The organism is Segeticoccus rhizosphaerae (assembly GCF_005222685.1).
Lineage (GTDB): Bacteria > Actinomycetota > Actinomycetes > Actinomycetales > Dermatophilaceae > Segeticoccus > Segeticoccus rhizosphaerae.
Map to the genome: position 1 here is coordinate 17,592 of NZ_SWMA01000040.1, position 17,448 is coordinate 35,039.

Genomic DNA, 17,448 nt, shown 5'->3' on the forward strand with positions numbered 1-17,448 from the left:
TCATCACCCCGGCAGCACGGTGAGCGCGCCGTTGCCGAGGTCGATCCCGGCCGCGGTCACCTTGATGGTCGGTCCTGCGGCGGTCGCACCGATCTCGACGCCGCCCTCGTAGAGCAGGATGTAGGGACCGGCGGGTCCATGCAGCTGGAGCTTGATGCTGCCGGCCGGCCCGGCCAGGTCGGACAGCAGCAGGTAGTTCTGGCCCGGCGTGCCGAGGACCAGCTGCGGCGTGCCGGGGGGCGCGGCCCTGGCAGCCGTCGGCACCTCCGTCGTGCCGCCTCGCCAAAAGCCTGTCCACACCGCTCGGTCGATGTCGCCGTCGACGAACTGCACCCAGACACCCGACCCCACCAGCGGGACGGCGTACACGCCGCTCGCCAGCCCGGCCACGGGAGTGGCCGGCTCGGCCCAGATGCACGGGTCGCTGCCGAGCACGTCCTCCACCCGCACCAGCAGCCGGCCGAACTGGTAGGGGTCCACGTTGGAGACGACCACGCCCTTGTAGAGACCGGAGTACTTCTGCGCATCGGCAACCATTCAGACCACCACCGGAGTAGGAGAGACCAGGCTGTCCCGTGTCAGCGAGAAGCTCTGCTTGTATTCGCCGCGCTTGATGTCGTGGGTGACGCTGCTGACGTAGTAGGCGCCGTCATACGCCAGGCCCGCGCCGCGGACCCCCACCAGCTGGCGTGCCTTGAGCACGGCGCCGTACCGCAGCACGTCCAGCCGGCCCTGCCCCGTGATCGCGTCTGCGCTCGCCGAAGAACGACCCAGACCCAGCAGCAGGATCTCGGTGACCTTGCGGTCGGACACGTCCGGCAGTGGCTCCTCCCGCAGCGCCACTGCCGGTCGCGCGCCCAGCGGCGGGTGCAGCAGGCTCACGTCGGGCACCGGGATGCCGATGCCGATCTTGGTGCGGGGCTCGGTGTAGGTGATCGTGTACTGCGTGCGCGAGAGGCCGTCGAAGCTGAAGGACAGCGACTCGACGTTGGTGGCCGCGCCCATGCCGACGGTGAGGGCGTGCTGGAGCGGTCCGACCTTCACCTCGGGGCCCCAGTAGGCCACGTTCGCTCCGGGGGCGGGGCCCGGTTCGACGTAGAAGACGTAGCCGACCTCCGAGGCCATCGCCTGCAGGTAGGCCAGGTCGGTGCTGGACTGGATGGGTATGTGCTCGACGGGGTTCGGTATGTCGGTCAGCACCGCAGGGACGGCAGCCGGGATGATCCCCCACATCGCGTACTTGGCGCAGATGAGTGTCGCTCGGATGTTGTGCGGCAGCGCCGGGTAGCACTGCCGCTCGTGCCTGAGGTCCATGAGCAGCGAGAGGTCCTCGCCGGTGACCGTGAGCGTCGAGGCTCCCGGTTCGTCGCTCGGTGTGAGCTCCTGGCGGGTGATCACCCCGTCGGAGAGCACCGTGGGACGACCACCGATCACCGCCACCAGCACCACCCGGGTTTTTGGGTCGAAGTAGCCGGCCGGAAGCAGGGTGGTGGTGATCGGCGACCTGGTGCTGACCGCGAAGGTGAGCTGGAAGCCGCTTGACCGCCCGGTCGCCGTGGTGACCTGCGCGTCCTGGAAGGCGTCCATCAGGGCCGCGGGCACCGGGAGCGGCACCATCGGCCCCATCAGCAGCATCAGCTGCAGGCTGCTAGCCACCGACGCCTCCCGCTCCGGCCGAGCCCGCCGGCAGCAGGCCGGACGCCACCGTGAACCGCAGCCGGAATCCGGGTGTCGCGGTGAGCAGGTCCGGATCGAGGACGCGGTGCGCGTCCGCAATGCGCCAGGCCTGCTCGGGATCGCCGTACCGTTCGGCGGCGATCCGGTCCAGCCGGTCGCCCGGGGTGACGACGTGGATGCCCACGACGATGAGATCGTCGGGGCGGGCGATCACCCGCGGCCGCGCGTAGCGCAGGACGGTGCCGTCGGGCGCAGGGAACTCGACCACGGGGAGGGCGGCGTAGCGGCTGGTCGCGGCGAACACGGTTGGCTCCTAGATGCTGGTGAGGCCGAGGTCGGCAGGAGTGCGGATCACCATCGCGGCGTACCCCTCCTGGGCCCGGTGGTGGGCGAGGTAGAGCAGGCCGCCTCGATGGCCGAAACCGAGGTCGTCGACGGTGAGCACCCGCGCCGACATGGAGACCTTGGCGCGGATCGGGTTGAGCCGGGTGTCGAACGCGTCCTCGGTAACGGTCAGGTCGGTGAGCCGGACGGGCAGCACCCGGTGGGTGCCGAGCACGAGCACGGTCAACGGCGCTTCGACCGGCGCGACCTCGATCATGCCGCGCCCCGCCATCAGGTCCTCCTGGAGGAGTTGCTGCACCGATGGGTAGAGCGCAGACTCGAGGGCTGCGAGCACCGGCCGCAGTCCCAGGCTGGACTCCACGGCGTTGCTGTCGGGGTCGGCCAACTGCTCGGCCGCGTCGAACTCGGCGTCGAGCTTGTAGGTCTCGTGGGGCGGGCCCTTCAGTCGGAGGGCCTCCTGACGGTCGCCCGGCTCCCCGCCGATGCCCTGTGGCTGCAGGGTGCGAGTCAGCGTGTCCGGGTTGTACTGGAACCGGATCGTGCGCAGCGGCCGTCCGCTCGGTGGGTCGACCAGCACGACGCCACCGCGTGCCACCTTCGGCGGGTCGGGCATCGGGCTCATCGGGGCCTCCTCGGTGCGGTCACGGTCAGAAGTCCACGGCCAGGTTGAAGCCGAGCTGGGCGAAGTGGAGGTGCTCGGCGTCCAGGCGCCAGCCGCTGAACGCCTCGATGCCGCCGTGGATGAACGTCCCCTGCGTCCACGCCCCGACATCGAGTCGCGCTCCGGCCCCTGCATAAGGGGCGAGACGCCGGGGCTCGGTGTAGGAGGAGGAGTGGGTCTCGCCGGTCCCGCCCCCTTCACCGAACAGCTGCAACCCGGGGCCGAAGCCACCCGGGTTCCACCGGTGCTCGAAGCCGAGCCGGGCGCCGAGCAGGAAGGCAGTGTTGGCTCGGTAGTCGCTGCCGAGGAGGAGTTCTCCGTGGGCGCCAAGGAACGCCCGCCAGCTGCGTCGCCGGTCGAGGTTCCAGCCGACGTCGATCCCGGCGGTGAGGTACATGGCGCCGCCGCCGTAGCTGCTGCCTCCCACGCCGAAGCTCGGGCTGACGATGGTCTGGGTGGGCCGGTCGAGCTGCTTCAGCGACGGGTGGCAGTCGGGATGGCCGAGCCGGGTCAGCACGTCCTGCACGAACACCGGCACGAACGAGAAGTGCCGCTCGTGCAGCTGCACCCACCGTCCCCACGCGAAGTGGTCGCCGGCCAGGGTGAAGTCGGTGTGGACGCGCTGCTCCCCCTTTTGCAGGGGGGCCACCTGACGCAGGGCCGGGTCTGACTCGGCGTACTCGTCGGGGTGGCCGAGCACCATGTGGGTGCCTTCGTGGGCGAGCGTGCCCTGGTCAAGGTCCTCGGCGAAGAGCAGCACCAGCCTTCCTCCTGGCCACACGAAGGATCGACCCTTGTGCGGGCTGACTGCCACCGTGTAGTCGACCGGACCGCTGGAGACCTGGCTGACGACGACCCGGATCGGGAGGGTCCGGCCGGACCAGGCCACTCCTTGGCAGGCGGGGACGTCGAGGGAGAACCAGCCGTTGAGCCGGGTGTTCAGGGTTCGCACGAACTCGCCCGACACCTCGGTCACGCGTGCCTGCGAGATGGGGCCCTTCTTGATGGTGGTCGGCTTGCTGTTGGTGCCGTAGTCGCTGGCCACGGCCGCGCGCGCCGAGACGCGCACGGGGAGCCGGATCTCTGGCACGGCGGTGTCGAGGACGACCCGGACGTCGCCGGTGTCCATGACCGGCGGTTTGGGGACGGTGCCCTTACGGGCGGCCTCGGCCACGGCGTGGGTTCGGAACTGCTCGCGGTGCATGGTGGCGGAGAACTGCGTGGGCGTGGACTGGAAGCCGGTGACGGTGTCCACGATCTCGGCGGTGCCCTCGTCGCGGGCCACGTCGGTCCCGGTGCCATGGATGATCGCCGGTGCCCGGCCGGGCCGGGCGGCGACGCCGGCGGCCTCCCGCTCGGCGGGATGGCCGCGGCGAAGCGGCGTACGCACCCGCGAGAAGTCGGTCCGGTCGCGCTGCTGGACGCTGTGGGTCAGTTCGTGTGCCAGCAGCGAACGTCCGTCGGTCGAGGACGGGCGATAGCGGCCGTTGCCGAAGACCAGGTGCTGTCCGACGGTGTATGCCGAGGTGCCCAGCAGCCTCGCTGACGCAGCGGCGGCGGGGTCGGCGTGCACGCGGACCGCGCTGAAGTCGGTGCCGAACCGTGCCTCCATCGCGCGGCGCACACCGGCCTCGATCGGCTGGCCGCCCCGGGCGATGGTGTGGCGCACCGACTGCTCGAGCGGCTCCAGGGCGCCCGTCTGCGTCGTCATGGGTGGGCTTCCTTGGTTGGCGGCGTAACCCGCGGTCCGATACCGGCGGCCAGGACCTGGCCGAGTCGGCGACCGGTGGCTTCGCCGTCCCGTGTAGGCAGGCGGTCGACGGCCAGCCTGAGCTCGTCCACGTGAGCGGGCCTGGCGTCGACCGCGGCCGCTGACAACCGGCGGGTGAGGACGTCTCGAAGCTCAGCGGACAGGCCGGCTTCGAGGTCGTCGCGCTGCCGACCGGGCACATCGAGCCCCTCGATGACCAGGTGCTCGATGTGTACCTCGAGGCGGGGCGGGGGAGTACGGCGTGGCCTCATGGCGTCACCGGCTCCCCGGCCAGCTGCCGCTCGCTGATCGGCACCTGGAGCTTGGCGAACTCGTCGCGCACCGCCTGCAGCAGGTGGTCGTGGTTGAGGTCGATGCGGTCGGCCGCCGCGAGGAAGGCGGCGTTGACGGCGACGTTGCGGATCATCCCGCCGTTGAGTGGCAGCGCGGCGAGCGCGTCGAGATCCAGCGCCTTCACGCCCGGTATGGCGTCGGGCAGGCAGGTGCGCCAGATCGCCGCCCGCTGGTGTGCGTCGGGAAAAGGGAACTCCACGATGAAGCGCAGCCGCCGCAGGAAGGCGAAGTCCAGAGCCGACCGCATGTTGGTGGCCAGGATCGCCACGCCCTGGTAGGTCTCCATCCGCTGGAGCAGGTAGTCGATCTGGATGTTGGCGAAGCGGTCGTGCGAGTCGCGGACCTCGGTGCGCTTGCCCAGGAGGGCGTCCGCTTCGTCGATGAACAGCACTCCGCCGCCGGACTCGGCGGCGTCGAAGAGCCGCCGGAGATTCTTCTCGGTCTCGCCGATGTATTTACTGACGATGCCGGACAGGTCGGCCTTGTACAGGTCGAGGTCCAGGTCGTGGGCCAGCACCTCAGCGGCCAGGGTCTTGCCGGTGCCGCTGGGGCCGGTGAACAGGGCTGCGATCCCCAGGCCGCGGCTGGCCCGGTCGGCCAGCCGCCACTGGTGGTAGACCTCCCAGCGGTGGCGCACCTGGTCGGCGATGGACTGCAGCATCTCCAGCTGCTTCTCGTCGAGCACGAGGTCGGGCCAGGATGCCTCGGGGATGACTCGTTCGGCGACGCCTTCAAGGCGTGGTCGAGCCTCGAGGCGGCAACGCTCCCAAGGGTCGTCGGCCTCGGTTGCGATGCGCGCGATGGTGGCGGTGTCCACGGCAAACTGCGCGGCGAGCTGGCCGGGATCGATCTCGCTGTCGGCAGGCAGGTGGTCCTGCCAGGCCGCTTGTCGCTCCGCGGTGGTCGGTGGTGCCACGTCGACTCGCAGGCTGGCGGGGACCGATGCCTGAGGTGACTGTCGCAGCTGCAGGAGCGTCGCGCACCCGGACCGTCGTGCGAACGCCGCGGCGGTCGGGTCGTCGTCGGCAGTCTCGAGGAGGATCGCGACGGGGGAGAGGCCGGCCTCGCGGCGCCACAGCCGAGCGAGCCCGTCGAGCTCGACCTCGTCGGCGGGCAGCGAACGGGGCGACATCCGGTAGCACTGCAGCCCGAACGCGGTCGCGACCGCTGCGGCCAGCATCGTCGAGGACCGCTCATCGGGTCCGACCAGCTCGACCACCGGTGGGTCCGCGACCAGCGTGGGGTGCGGCGCATCCGACCGCTGGGCGTATCGGGCGTCGTCAGGCTGACCGGCCCACGCGGTCACCACCCGATCGGCGGCAGCCCGCTGCGACGGAGGCAAGGAGTCGAGGGCAACCTGATCCTCGAGCTGCACGGAGACACGCAGCCGGACGTCGAGGTGGTCGAGTCCGCGAAGGTGGTTGACAAGTCGTTCATCGACTCGCAGCGGTGCGATGACCAGTGACTCGAGTGCCGACCGGTCCACCTCGACCAGTCGCTGGGCGCGCAGCGGGCTGTCGGGGGAGAGCGCGGCCCACGCCGGGTCGGGCAACGTCATCATCGCGATCGCGAACGACGGGAAGCGCATCGCAGGGTTGCCGTGGATCCGGGCGCACTGGTCGCGGATCGACGGGTCGAGCTCCACGGCGGCGCACAGCAGGACGACGTCGCGTTCGAACCGGTCCAACCCGAAGCGTTCGCCGAGCGTTACCAGCGCGGGTGCGGGACCGGAGTAGGCCAGCGGATCGCCGGCATCCTCCCGCGGCGGAGTTGCCGGTGGCCCGGGCGTCGACGGTTGCCAGGAGCGGCCGAAGACGCCCGCGGTTGGCGGTTCCTGCGTTCCGCCGTGCTCGGTCAGGAGGCGCCGGATCCAGGCGACGCCCCGGGCCATGAAGTCCTGGTCGGCGTCGGGCGCGGCGCGGTGGCTGGCCGGGGCGGTCATGTCAGCGTCACCGTGGTGTCCGCGTCGAACCGTGGTGTCGGGTCGGTGCGGTCCACGACCAGCCGGCTGTCGGTGCCGCCGACGCGCAGCCGCACGGGATAGGTGCCTGCCGAGGCGTTGCTGATGGTGAACGAGATCGTCCCCGTGTCGGTGGTCAACAGGTCTGCGGGGGTCGACGTGCTGCCGAGCAACATCGACACCTCCTGGCCGGCCCGGACGGGTGGCTCGCAGGTGAGCGTGACGTGGGCGCTCGTGCCGGTGCGGGCGACGGTCATGGGTAGTGCACTCGTGATGGTCGGGGCCACCGCGAGGGAGAGCCGGTTCGTGATGAGGGAACCGGCTCCGGTGGACTGCAGCCGGAGCGCCACCGACCCGAGTCCGGCCGGCATCGTCGCCGGGATGCTGAAACGGACCGCGCTGGCCGTGGCCTGATCAGGGTTGACCTGGAGGGGCGTGGCGAGGAACGGATGGGCGAGGATCGCCACAACCGTGTCCGCGTCCAGCCCGTGACCGTGGATCGTGACCGGTTCCCCGGTCAGGGCAGCCGGTTGGCCCAGCACCGGGGCCACCTCGGTGAGCTCGGCCAGGTCGACCGCGGCGGCAACCGAAGCGCCCTGGCCGTCCGACCCTCGCCGCAGCACGGGCAGCGGTGCCAGGCCTCGGACCCGGCTCTCGATCTGGACGACCCGGACTTCGAAGGCTGCCGAGATCCGGTAGGGCGCCTGGAAGACCGACCAGAGCGAGTACATGTCCTTGTCGTCCAGCGGCTGCCAGTTGACTCGCACCTGCTCCCACTGCCTCGACACGTCGCTGAACGGTGCGAGGTCGGCGAGGTCGCGCTCGGTCAGCCGCTCGTGGGAGTGCAGCGACTGCAGCGCTCCACCGAGCAGCCGGTGCGCAACCAGGTCGTTGCCGTCCGGCGCGTAGGGCGTGAGCAGGTAGTGAAGGACCAGCGGCAGCTCCGGCTGCCCCACCTCACCAGGTGTCGTCGCCGGCGGATCCGTGTTGCGGAGCGAACCGTCCACCTCGGTGCGGTAGAGAAACACGTTGACCCGTTCCTCCTGCGACGCGGCCACCTCGTGCGGAGGAGCAGCGATCGCGCGGGCGCCGGCAGAGACCCGCTTCACGCCGGCATCCACGATGCTTCGCATGGTCTCGGTCACCGCCTCGATGGCGCGCGCGTCGCTCATCGCGCGCCTCCCGGCCGTCGGGTCTGCAGGTAGTCGGACAGGCTCAACCGTGGGGTGGACCGCGGTGCCGGCCGCCGCCGCGGCTCCGGGTGGATCTCGGAAGGCGCCCCGGCTCGGACCTCGACGCGGCCGATGCTGATCTTGACGACCGGCGCCGCCGGAGCGGGACGCGGGGTGGCTGCCACGGGTGCCGGACGTGGCCGGCGGACGGTCGCGCGGTGCGCGTCGCGGTCGGCTCGAGGCTCGCGTTCGCGCGAGGACGTCGGCGTTGCAGGGGACGGTGCCGGCGCCGGCCGAAAAGCCAGGGCAGGGTGAGCAGCCGCTGGCGGCTCCGGTTCACGGCGCCTCAGGGGCGGGGCGGGGGGCGGGGCGGGCGATCTGTCAGACCCGGGCTCCGGGATCTCGTCGTCTGGCATTCCGGTTCGTGCCGGCGGGAGCCGTGGGGGAGTCGCTGGACGGTCCGCCGTGGGGGACTCGTCGGACGGGGCCCGGTCCTGGTGCAGGGGTTGCGGTGCCTGTGCGGGCGCAGGCGGCCGTCCGCCGGTCGTGGGCGGCGGGCCCGGGGGCTCGCCGGCGGGTGGCGGGGCAGCCATGGGACGTGACGAGACCCGCGACGCGGGGGCATCGGCCTCGAGGTCGTCCGTGTCGGTCTCGGGCGGGGTCAGGCTGAGTAGTCCCGGCTCGAAGAGAGACGGCAGCCGCGGTCGGACCGCGTCGCTGCGGTCGCCGAGCTCACGGTCCAGGAGTCTGCTCACGTGCCGGCCGCCTGCAGGTAGTAGCTCCGTCGGAGCGGGGTCAGCGCCAGAACGTCGTCCTCGCGCCAGCCGTAGGCCGCCGCCAGCACGTGAATCTCGTGGAGGGTGCGGCGGGCACACCGGTCGACCTCTTGCCACACGAAGTCCGCGATGTCGAACGGTGCCATCCAGGTCCGGCGGCAGTTCGGGCAGTCCAACTCGACGGCAGGAGTGGCCTGGGGGTCCAGCTCGTCGATGATGTTGCCCACCAGATCGAGGACGTCGTCGGTGACGTCGCCCTCGGCCAGGCAGCGACGGACCAGGGAGCCGCGGTCACCGGTGGCCAGCAGGTCCCGGCTGGTCAGAGCGCGCACGACCAGTGACCGGCCGCCGACATTCACCTCACGGGTGTGCTCCTCGGCTGGCGGGAACCGTAGCTCCGCCACATCCACGTTGGCTTCGAGCTCCTCACCGCATCCGGGGCAGTCGACCAGGCAGTCCAACATCGCCCCGAAGCAGCCTTCACGCAGGTCGAGCAGGTACGCGTCGACTGCGCCGATCGGCAGGTCCTGCAGGCCGTCGGTGCTCACGCCAGTGACCACCCCGGCCAGCACCAGGGCTCGGTCCCGGCGCGGCCGAGGCAGGGCAGCCTCCCACGCGGCCAGCAGAGAAGCCTCGGTCACAGCAGTCATGGCTCACCCGGTCGGGTCGTCGAAGGACACCTCGCCGGGCGGCGGCAGATCGACGTCACGCACCCAGCCCTCGTTCTCCAGCCTGATGTGCTGGATCGACACGGCGTTCGCGTTCGCGTCGAAGTCCGACACCGGCTGGTACTCGGACACCCAGCAGTTGAAGACCTGGTAGGAGAGCACCTTCTGACCGGCCTCGTCATACACGTCGATCACGATGTCCCGGCGAAAGTCCCGCAGTGAGGTCTCGCGGCCGCTGGCGGCGTTGCGGAAGCTCCACACCTTGTTGGTCCACTTCTCGAACTCGAGGGCGTCCGTGGTGACCCCCCGCTCCAGCACGATCGGGTCGTACTCCGTGCGTCCGGGCAGCTTGGAGCTCGTCGAGGGGTCGCCACCGCCGCGGTGCTTGATCACCTCGGTGCTGCGTTTGAGGCCGGTGATCTTGGAGACGCCGACGATCGGCTCGACGCTGTCGCTGTAGCGGACCCGGAAGCGGAAGTTCTTCAGCGGGTCGACCCGCTTGGTGGTGGCCATGGGAGTCCTCCTGCTAGGTCTGGAGCTGGCCGGCGAGCTGATGGATGTGGATGATGACGAACTCCGCGGGCTTGAGCGGCGCGAACCCGACCAGGATGTTGACGATTCCCTGGTCGATGTCGTTCTGCGGGTTGTTCTCCTTGTCGCACTTGACCAGGTAGGCCTCACGGGCGGTGACGCCCTGGAAGGCGCCCTGCCGGAAAAGGCCGTTCATGAAGGCGCCGACGTTCATCCGGATCGAGGCCCACAGCGGCTCGTCGTTCGGCTCGAAGACCACCCACTGGGTGCCGCGGAACAGGCTCTCTTCGATGAACAGCGCGAGCCGTCGCACCGGGAGGTACTTCCACTCGTCAGCGATCCGGTCGGCCCCGCGCAAGGTTCTCGCTCCCCAGGACACCGGCCCGATCACCGGGAATATGCGCAGGCAGTTGACGCCGAGCTTGTTCAGTTGGCCGTTCTCCAGGTCGGTCATCGGTACGTCGAGCGCGAGCACGCCGCTGAGTGAGGCCGCCGTGCCGGCAGGCGCCTTCCATACCCCGCGCTGCACGTCGGTGCGCGCCATCACGCCGGCGAGCGTGCCGCAGGGATCGACCGTGCGGGTCACGCCGGACTGCACCGGATCCGGGATCTGCAGTCGCGGGAAGTAGACGACAGCGTTCTTCGCGCCGTCGCCGCTGACCGGTGGGGAGGCCATGCCGCTGACGGCGGTCGCCACCGTGGTCCACGCGGGTGGTGGGTCCACCAGCAGCACCGCACGCCGATCGACGCACAGCTGCAGCGCCACGGAGAGCACCGAAGCGGGCGCGCCGGGCAGGCACAGCAGGTTGAAGATGTCGGTCTTGAGGAGCTGGTAGATCCCCTTCTTGTCCGCCTGCCCGGAGGATCCGCCGTTGTAGTCGTTGGCGCCCGGTGTGCCGCCCGGAGTGCCGTCCGAGCCCTGGGTGTAGCGATCGGCGTGGGCGTCGGAGAACGGGTTCTGGTCCGGGTCCGTGAGCGGGATGTCCGCGTGCTTGCCGGGGGCCTTGTCCTGGACCGCCCCCGTGGCGGGCAGGGCGAGGAGAGTGGAGCCGGCGAGCACATTCGCCAGCGACCGGGCGGCGGTGGGGATGGTGCTGACGTTGAGGAACGCCTCGCGGGTTCCAGTCGTGGTGTCCAGCGCGGTCAGGTTGTATGACGTCGCGTCGGCTCCGCCGGAGGGTGGACCGGTGGCCGTGTCGTAGTCGACTCGCACTCGCAGCGAGTTGCCCCAGGCGCCGGGCCCCTTGGCGACCAGCGGGACCCCGTCGAGAGAGATGGTGGCCGCGGCGCCGTTACTCAGGCGCACCACCTCCGCCTCGGAGCCGCCGTTGAGGTAGAACTGATAGACGGCCTGGCTGACCGGGCTGTCGGGGGTGACCTCTCCGAACGTTCGCTGGAAGTCGGCGAAGCTGGTGATGTGCACAGGCCCGTCCGTCGGACCGCGCGACGTGGCGCCGACGAACGCGGCGACGGACGTGGCTACACCGGTGATGGTGTGGACGCCGCTGCTGAGCTCATCGATGTAGACACCTGGATAGGTTGCTGTGACTGGCATGTCCGGGTCCTTTGCTGTCAAAGGCAAGGAGGACATCGTGGCGGCCGGGGTGTCACGTCACCGTCACAGCGCCGTCGCGGCACCGTCGTCGATTCGCAGCGCAAAACTCATTTGCATCACGGAGGGGGATGCGTGCTCTTTAGTATTGAGACATCGATGAGGCCCGCAGCGGACGTCGTGTCCCGCGGCCGCCAGGCCCAAAGGAACGGGCCGGCCACGAGGCGTGACGCCCCGGTGACGCTCGGGTGACCACAGTAGGACTCGTTTGCTCGGGGTGTGGTGACGACCCGGGCACCCACGATCGGGTGTGTGGTGAGCATGGTGGAGTCGGCACGCATACAGCCCAGGGTGCAACTGCTGCGCGGCTTCGAGCTGCGGGTGCGGGGGCGCCCGGTCGGCCTGACCCCGGCGTCAGAGCGGTTGGTGGCCTTCCTGGCCATGCAGGACCGCAGCGTTCGGCGTTGCTTCGTGAGCGGGTCTCTGTGGCCCGACGCAACCATCGACCGTGCGAACGCCAACCTGAGGTCGGCGCTGTGGCGGGTGCCCATCGCGGACCGACTCCCTCTGGTCGACGCCACCTCGACTCACCTGCGGCTGCGGGCCGACGTGGACGTGGACTTCCATGTGGCGGTTCGCCGAGCCACCGCACTCGTGCAAGTTGGGGACGACCCGACCAGCGAGACACTGGAACTGCTGGGCTTCGACCTGTTGCCCGACTGGTACGAGGACTGGGTCGAGCTGGAGCGGGAGCGTTACCGCCAGTTGCGGTTGCACGCACTGGACCAGGCGTGCGTCAGCTTGATCCGGCGGCAACGGTACGCCGAGGCGCTGCTGCTTGCCATGGGTGCCATCGCGGCCGACCCGCTGCGCGAGAGCGGATTCCGGCTTGTCGTGCAGATTCACCTGGCCGAAGGTAACCTCGTCGAGGCGCTCCACCAGTACCGCGCATACGCCGACCGGCTGCACGAGGAACTCGGCGCCCAACCCTCAGCGCACCTGCGCCAACTGCTCCACGAGTACGGCCTCGACCACCACCGTCTCGGCGCGACCGCCGCGATGCGTCGCGTGAACTGACCGGACCACTTCGCTTCAGAACGTGTTCTCCCGCAGCTCGAGCTCGTCCGGGCTGCACCACTCCTTCACGCCGTCGTTGGACCGGGTGATCTGCACCTCGGGGCTGCCGTCGCTGCTACCGCGGACGCCGGAGAGGTGGCCGACCACGCCGGTGCCGGCGCGCACGACCTCCGCGCCCGTGCCGACGATGGCCACCGACCACACGAGAGCGCCTGATCGTGTCGCCCCGGTGGCTGTGATCCGGGGCGTGCTCGAGACGTGGCGGTGGGCAGCGAGTGACAGTTCGAGGAACGACACGGCGATCTGGCGGCGAGCGTCATACTGCGCTACCGATCCGGCTGCCCGGCCGCCGACGTCGGCCGCCACGATGACGGCGATGGCGACCACCGACGCGGCCAGGAAGACGGCGCTGCCAGCGACCAGCGCGATGCGCACCGTGCTCGCCTCGTGCTGCCAGAAGCCGGTCACGGCAGTGGCGACAGCAGTCCCGCCGCCGAGCAGGGCGATGACGACGGCGTAGCCCTTCGACAGGGCGGTGCCCCCCGCCTCGATGATCGACACCGAGTCCGGTGTACCCCGAAACGCCGCGCTCGCTCCATCGGCAGCCAGATCCGCAGCGGTCGGCAGTACCCCCAGCCCTCGCATCATCGCCTGGGCGGGTTGCAGCACGTCGTCGCCACCGGCCGCCCCTGTCGGCACTTGGATGGTCATGCGGGCCTCCTTGCGGGATCGGGTACCGATTCGCCACGGTAAGGGGCCGTCGTCACTCGCCCATCACGGCGGCATCACCGCGACCTCGATGGCTCCGTGACGGCGAGGTGACGCGTCGTACCCGACCATGTTTGGATGCCCGAGGGCGGCGAACTGGTCCAGATCCCGGCGCCTGCACGGCTGCGCGCCGAACCGGCTCCGACTCCCCGCCGGTTCGCGGTCGGGCCCGGTGTGCGGCGCGGGGGCGGGCTCGCAGGCGCTCCCGGGGTCGGCCGGATTCCGAGCCTGACCGCGGTGCCGCTGCATCCGCGATTCTCCGGGGCTCCATCTGCCATGCGTCACGGCCGGGAGGACGACAACGAGCAGGAGGCCGAGCGTCTCGCAGACCATGTTGCGGGACTGCTCCCGGACCGCATGGACCTCGGCGGCGTTCGCATCCACTCAGGGCAGGAGTCGGCGCGAATGACGGAGGCCCTGGATGCCGAGGCCTTCGCGGCCGGCACGGACATCCACCTCGCAGCTGGTCATCCAGCCCTGACGTCGTTCGCGGGCCGCCGGTTGGTCGCCCACGAGCTCGTGCACCTGCGTCAGCAGGCGCTCGGGGCCGCGCCGAGCGGCGTACCCCAGGCTAAGCCGCGCAAGCCGAGAAGGCCCAAGGGCAAGACGTTCCGGGTCACCATCGACCACACGATGGGACCCGACGAGCTGTTGCGCACGTTCGTGGCGCAGTACTACCGGATCACCAACCCGAGGGAGTTGGAACGCGTCCTCGGCCTCTGGCACTGGGTAGGGAAGCCGCGGTCCGCCACCGAGGTGGACAAGGCACGCAAGTACGTTCAGTTGACCGTGCATGACGTCGTGGACGTCGGCCTCGGTGCGCTCGACAAGAAGGATCGGGACGCGATCAACGCGGAGACCGACCGCAGGTTCTTCACCGAGACCGGTTTGCCGCCCAACACGAGGCTGGGCACCGGACCCGAGGATGCCGACTTGGCCGCTCGCTGGCGTGGCGTGCGGGCAAACCTGGTGGCCGAGCAGGAGCAGGCGCGGGCCCTCAACGCGCTGCCTGACGACATCAAGCACATCCTGTTCGCGGGCGGCCGGCAGATCCAACCGGAGGACTACGGCGTCGCGCTCGACCTCGCCGACCGGATCGGCAGGCTCAGCAAGGCCGAGCGGGCCCGCTACCTGGCAACGGTGAACGCCAGTACGACCGATCTCGCGGAGCTGGAGAAGTCGATCGCACAGTTCGAGTTCCACCTGCGGCTGCGCGACTTCGACGCCGAGATGATGGATGAAGCGGCCGCCGACATCTTCGGTCTCGAGGAGCTCTACGACCTGTGGAAGGCCAAGCGGGCAGCTGAAATGACGGCTGCAGTGGGCTTTGCCCTGACGCCCGAGGAGGAGACCGCCGACGCGAAGTTCCGTGAGGCGCTGGCCCGCAGCCACTTCAAGACCGAAGCCGCGTTCCTGGCCGCGATCGAGACCTACCGGAAGCGATTCCGCACCGAGGCGGTCAACTTGGCGATGGACGTGCTCGCTGGCTATGACCACCTGCTCTACGTCGCCAAGCTCAAGTTCCGCGACACCGACGCCGCCACGCAGCTGGTGGGCGCGATCGCCGCGTCTGGCGCGGCGGCGGACTACAACGCCGCCGCTGAGGCGGAGACCCGCGCCTCAAACGCGCAATGGCGCATGATCGCGGCGGCGCGGTATGGGATGCCGCGGGCCGACGACATCGAGGAGCAGCAGAGGGCTAGCGCCGAGGCCAAGACACTTCGCACGGCTGGCAGCGCCAAGGTCGTCAAGGCGTCGGCCGGCGAGCCCCTCATCGACCCCGCGGTCCTCGGTCGGAAGACCGATCGCGAGAAGCTCACCCGGCTGTCTGCCGCGGGGGCCAAGGAGTACCTTCTGGACCTCATTGCAGACAGGCTCGAGGACACCGCTCGCGTCCGTGCGGAACTGGCCGACGACCCGGAACGGGTCTTCAGCCAGGAGCCGCTGGTGCGAGCCACCATGCAGTACCAGGGGATCGACGACAGCACCATCTATGCCCGGATCGTCAAGGACCACATGCAGGAGATCCGGGACGCGCACCTGTTCTCCGCCATCGTGCTGGGCATCATCGCCCTCGTCCTCGCCGTGCTCGTCCCGGGAGGAGGGTGGGTCGCTGCGGCGGCGCTGGTCGCCAACGCCGGCATCAGCACCTGGCAAGCCGTCTCGGCCATCGAGGAGTACAACAAGGCCGCCCCGGAGTACTCCCTCAACTTCATCAACGACGAGCCCTCGCTGTTCTGGGTGGGGGTCGCCGTGGTGGCCGCCGCCTTCGACCTCGGACTGACCGCGGCGCAGCTCCTGAAGGCCTCGGCACCGGCCCTGAAGACGCTGGAGACGCCGCTACGCGAGTTCGCGACGGCATCCGACGCAGAGACGATGGCGCTCCGGTTGGAGCAGCTCAACGCAAGGATCGACGCGGTCTCCGGCCTGGAGAAGGAACTCGCGGACTCGATCAAGGCGTACGCCGCGGCACAGCTCGGTCTCAGAAGGGCTCTGGGGGGGACCGCCAAGGCTTATGCCATCGCGGGCGCCGTCGACCCGACGCCGTTCTTCGAGGCGCTCTACTACACCGTGCGGAAGGGCTCCGTCACCGTCACTGCACTGCGCAAGGAATCGCAGCTGATCACGGCGTTCGGCGAGCTCGCCAAGGTCGAGGGGGCGGGCGAGGGGATCACGACGGCCTTCAAGCGGGTCAAGCAGATCATCAAGCTGGGTGAACAGCGCCACATGGACGAGACCACCATCCTGAAGTACGTCGACCGGCTGGCCGCCGAACGCGCCGGCGGCGAGGGCGCCTTCGAGGTCCTGGCCGCCGAGATGAAGGGATGGCGGCGTCCTACTGCAGAGCAGGTGGCCGCCGAGGCAAGACTCGGCGAGGCGCATGAACAGCTGCTGAGCCTGGAGAAGTACCAGGCCGAGCTCGAGGCCGAGCTCGCCTCCAGGCAGGCGGGACGGATCGCTGGTGACCCGGACCGGATGACGGAGATCGAGACCGAGCTGGAGTGGCTCTCCGGCAAGACGTCCAAGGGCGCCGCCAGCGAGGCCGTGGGCCGTGGCGGCGGCGCCGTCGAGAAGGCCCGCGCCGAGTTCTGGCAGAGCATGCGGTTGGCGGAGCAGGCCAGGCTCGATCCGAAGGTGCTGATGCGCCGGGCGTTCGCGGTTTCCAAGGAACGCGCTGCCGTCGTCGATGCGGCCAAGGGGGTCGACCAGGTCGGCGGCCTGCTGACGAGGCCGTCCGGGCTCCACCCGGACCACATCGTGTCGATGCAGCGGATGACCCAGATGGACGGCTTCGACAAGCTCCGGCCGCTGGAGCGGCAACTGCTCGCCGTGCGCGCGGACAACCTGGTGGCCATGGATGCGGCTGCCAACCTGTCCAAGGGCGAACGCAGCTGGACCGCTTGGCGGCAGGCATCGTTCTTCTACCCCGCCGAGACCATCGAGAAGATGGCGGCGCGGGAGGCGGAGCTCTACAAGACAATTCAGGAGTGGATCACCAAAGCGGTTGCCGGCCGGTAGCCGTCCGGTCTGCACCGAAGAGCATGATCAGGAACCCCAACGCGCCTGGCCAGAGGGTGTTGTGCGACACGCCGAACAGGGTCAGCATCAGGCCTACGGCGATGAGGAGTGCGCCGAACCGCAGGCGGCGCCTTCGCCGCCGCCGGGAGATGGATTCGCTCATGCGGAGGGCGAAGATCGGATCGCTCTGGGCAAGCGCGTGCTCCATCTGCGAGAGCAGGAGTTCCTCGTGTTCGGAGAGCGGCATCGGGCCTCCTCGGTGGCGGCATCGTGCTCGCAGCGCGCGCCGCCTCGGTTCAGTCTGTGGGGTGTGAACGGCCGTCGACATCAGCTTCGATCAGCGCCGCCCGGGCGAGCTCGTTGAGGCTCAAAGGGGCGGGGCCGCCGTTGTGCTGAGCTGCTGTGAGTTCGCCTGGGGTGACAGTCTCGATCCGGTCGTTGAAGTAGAAGTGCGACAGGCGGGCCCGGACCTTTTCCTGGGCGCTGCCGGGGCGGCGCACACCGTTGTCGTCCACCGGGGCTTCGAGGGCGAGCGGGTGGTGCACCTCCTGCTGCACCAGGGGCCAGCGGGTGTACTCGTCCAGCGGCTCGTGCGCCTCGAAGAACTTCCCGTCGGCGGTGCGCACGATCCGACCGGT

The 17,448-nt window shown here is 70.0% G+C and carries 15 protein-coding genes and 1 pseudogene; 2 read left to right on the forward strand and 14 right to left on the reverse strand.

All coding sequences use genetic code 11. The features are described 5' to 3' along the window. Positions 1 to 3: 3 nt before the first annotated feature. The 11 genes from FCN22_RS18595 to FCN22_RS18645 all read right to left on the reverse strand — a co-directional run bounded on the left by FCN22_RS18595 (position 4) and on the right by FCN22_RS18645 (position 11,449). On the reverse strand, positions 4 to 537 hold the full coding sequence (locus FCN22_RS18595; RefSeq protein ID WP_137123063.1) for a phage baseplate assembly protein V: 534 nt from the start codon (positions 535 to 537) through the stop codon (positions 4 to 6). Beyond that, positions 538 to 1,656, reverse strand: coding sequence for a hypothetical protein (locus FCN22_RS18600; protein WP_152186400.1), 1,119 nt, complete (start codon positions 1,654 to 1,656; stop codon positions 538 to 540). Next, a complete protein-coding gene (locus FCN22_RS18605) occupies positions 1,649 to 1,981 on the reverse strand; it encodes a LysM peptidoglycan-binding domain-containing protein (protein WP_137123064.1) in 333 nt (110 codons plus the stop codon). Before FCN22_RS18605 ends, FCN22_RS18600 begins: the two co-directional genes overlap by 8 nt. Before the next feature lie 9 nt (positions 1,982 to 1,990). Continuing rightward, on the reverse strand, positions 1,991 to 2,644 hold the full coding sequence (locus FCN22_RS18610; protein WP_137123065.1) for a hypothetical protein: 654 nt from the start codon (positions 2,642 to 2,644) through the stop codon (positions 1,991 to 1,993). A gap of 25 nt (positions 2,645 to 2,669) precedes the next feature. Beyond that, positions 2,670 to 4,394 carry an eCIS core domain-containing protein gene (locus FCN22_RS21960; protein ID WP_202911681.1) on the reverse strand — a complete coding sequence of 575 codons (1,725 nt, stop codon included), beginning with the start codon at positions 4,392 to 4,394 and terminating at the stop codon, positions 2,670 to 2,672. Continuing rightward, entirely contained in the window at positions 4,391 to 4,705 is a 315-nt protein-coding gene (locus tag FCN22_RS18620; protein ID WP_137123066.1) for a hypothetical protein, read from the reverse strand. Before FCN22_RS18620 ends, FCN22_RS21960 begins: the two co-directional genes overlap by 4 nt. Next, positions 4,702 to 6,729 (reverse strand): ATP-binding protein, encoded by a 2,028-nt coding sequence (locus tag FCN22_RS18625; RefSeq protein ID WP_137123067.1) that lies wholly within the window; start codon positions 6,727 to 6,729, stop codon positions 4,702 to 4,704. The genes FCN22_RS18620 and FCN22_RS18625 overlap by 4 nt, the downstream gene beginning before the upstream one ends. Further along, positions 6,726 to 7,919, reverse strand: a complete 1,194-nt coding sequence (locus FCN22_RS18630; RefSeq protein WP_137123068.1) for a Pvc16 family protein — start codon at positions 7,917 to 7,919, stop codon at positions 6,726 to 6,728. Before FCN22_RS18630 ends, FCN22_RS18625 begins: the two co-directional genes overlap by 4 nt. Before the next feature lie 751 nt (positions 7,920 to 8,670). Continuing rightward, positions 8,671 to 9,345, reverse strand: a complete 675-nt coding sequence (locus FCN22_RS18635) for a T4 family baseplate hub assembly chaperone (RefSeq protein WP_137123069.1) — start codon at positions 9,343 to 9,345, stop codon at positions 8,671 to 8,673. A gap of 3 nt (positions 9,346 to 9,348) precedes the next feature. After that, positions 9,349 to 9,876 carry a phage tail protein gene (locus tag FCN22_RS18640; RefSeq protein ID WP_137123070.1) on the reverse strand — a complete coding sequence of 176 codons (528 nt, stop codon included), beginning with the start codon at positions 9,874 to 9,876 and terminating at the stop codon, positions 9,349 to 9,351. Between the two features lie 13 nt (positions 9,877 to 9,889). Beyond that, a complete protein-coding gene (locus tag FCN22_RS18645; RefSeq protein ID WP_137123071.1) occupies positions 9,890 to 11,449 on the reverse strand; it encodes a phage tail sheath family protein in 1,560 nt (519 codons plus the stop codon). Between the two features lie 318 nt (positions 11,450 to 11,767). Between FCN22_RS18645 and FCN22_RS18650 the strand changes: the two genes are divergently transcribed. After that, positions 11,768 to 12,523: an AfsR/SARP family transcriptional regulator gene (locus FCN22_RS18650; RefSeq protein ID WP_238384835.1), complete on the forward strand. Its 756-nt coding sequence runs from the start codon at positions 11,768 to 11,770 to the stop codon at positions 12,521 to 12,523. Between the two features lie 15 nt (positions 12,524 to 12,538). On the opposite strand, the gene FCN22_RS18655 is transcribed toward FCN22_RS18650, so the two are convergent. After that, positions 12,539 to 13,234: a hypothetical protein gene (locus tag FCN22_RS18655; protein ID WP_137123073.1), complete on the reverse strand. Its 696-nt coding sequence runs from the start codon at positions 13,232 to 13,234 to the stop codon at positions 12,539 to 12,541. A gap of 135 nt (positions 13,235 to 13,369) precedes the next feature. On the opposite strand from FCN22_RS18655, the gene FCN22_RS18660 reads away from it, so the two are divergent. Then, positions 13,370 to 16,810 carry an eCIS core domain-containing protein gene (locus tag FCN22_RS18660; RefSeq protein ID WP_137123074.1) on the forward strand — a complete coding sequence of 1,147 codons (3,441 nt, stop codon included), beginning with the start codon at positions 13,370 to 13,372 and terminating at the stop codon, positions 16,808 to 16,810. On the opposite strand, the gene FCN22_RS18665 is transcribed toward FCN22_RS18660, so the two are convergent. Further along, entirely contained in the window at positions 16,785 to 17,057 is a 273-nt protein-coding gene (locus tag FCN22_RS18665; RefSeq protein ID WP_162308258.1) for a DUF3040 domain-containing protein, read from the reverse strand. The genes FCN22_RS18660 and FCN22_RS18665 overlap by 26 nt on opposite strands. Positions 17,058 to 17,106: 49 nt before the next feature. Then, positions 17,107 to 17,448: pseudogene (locus FCN22_RS18670) on the reverse strand (cytochrome bc1 complex cytochrome b subunit); the annotation flags it as partial.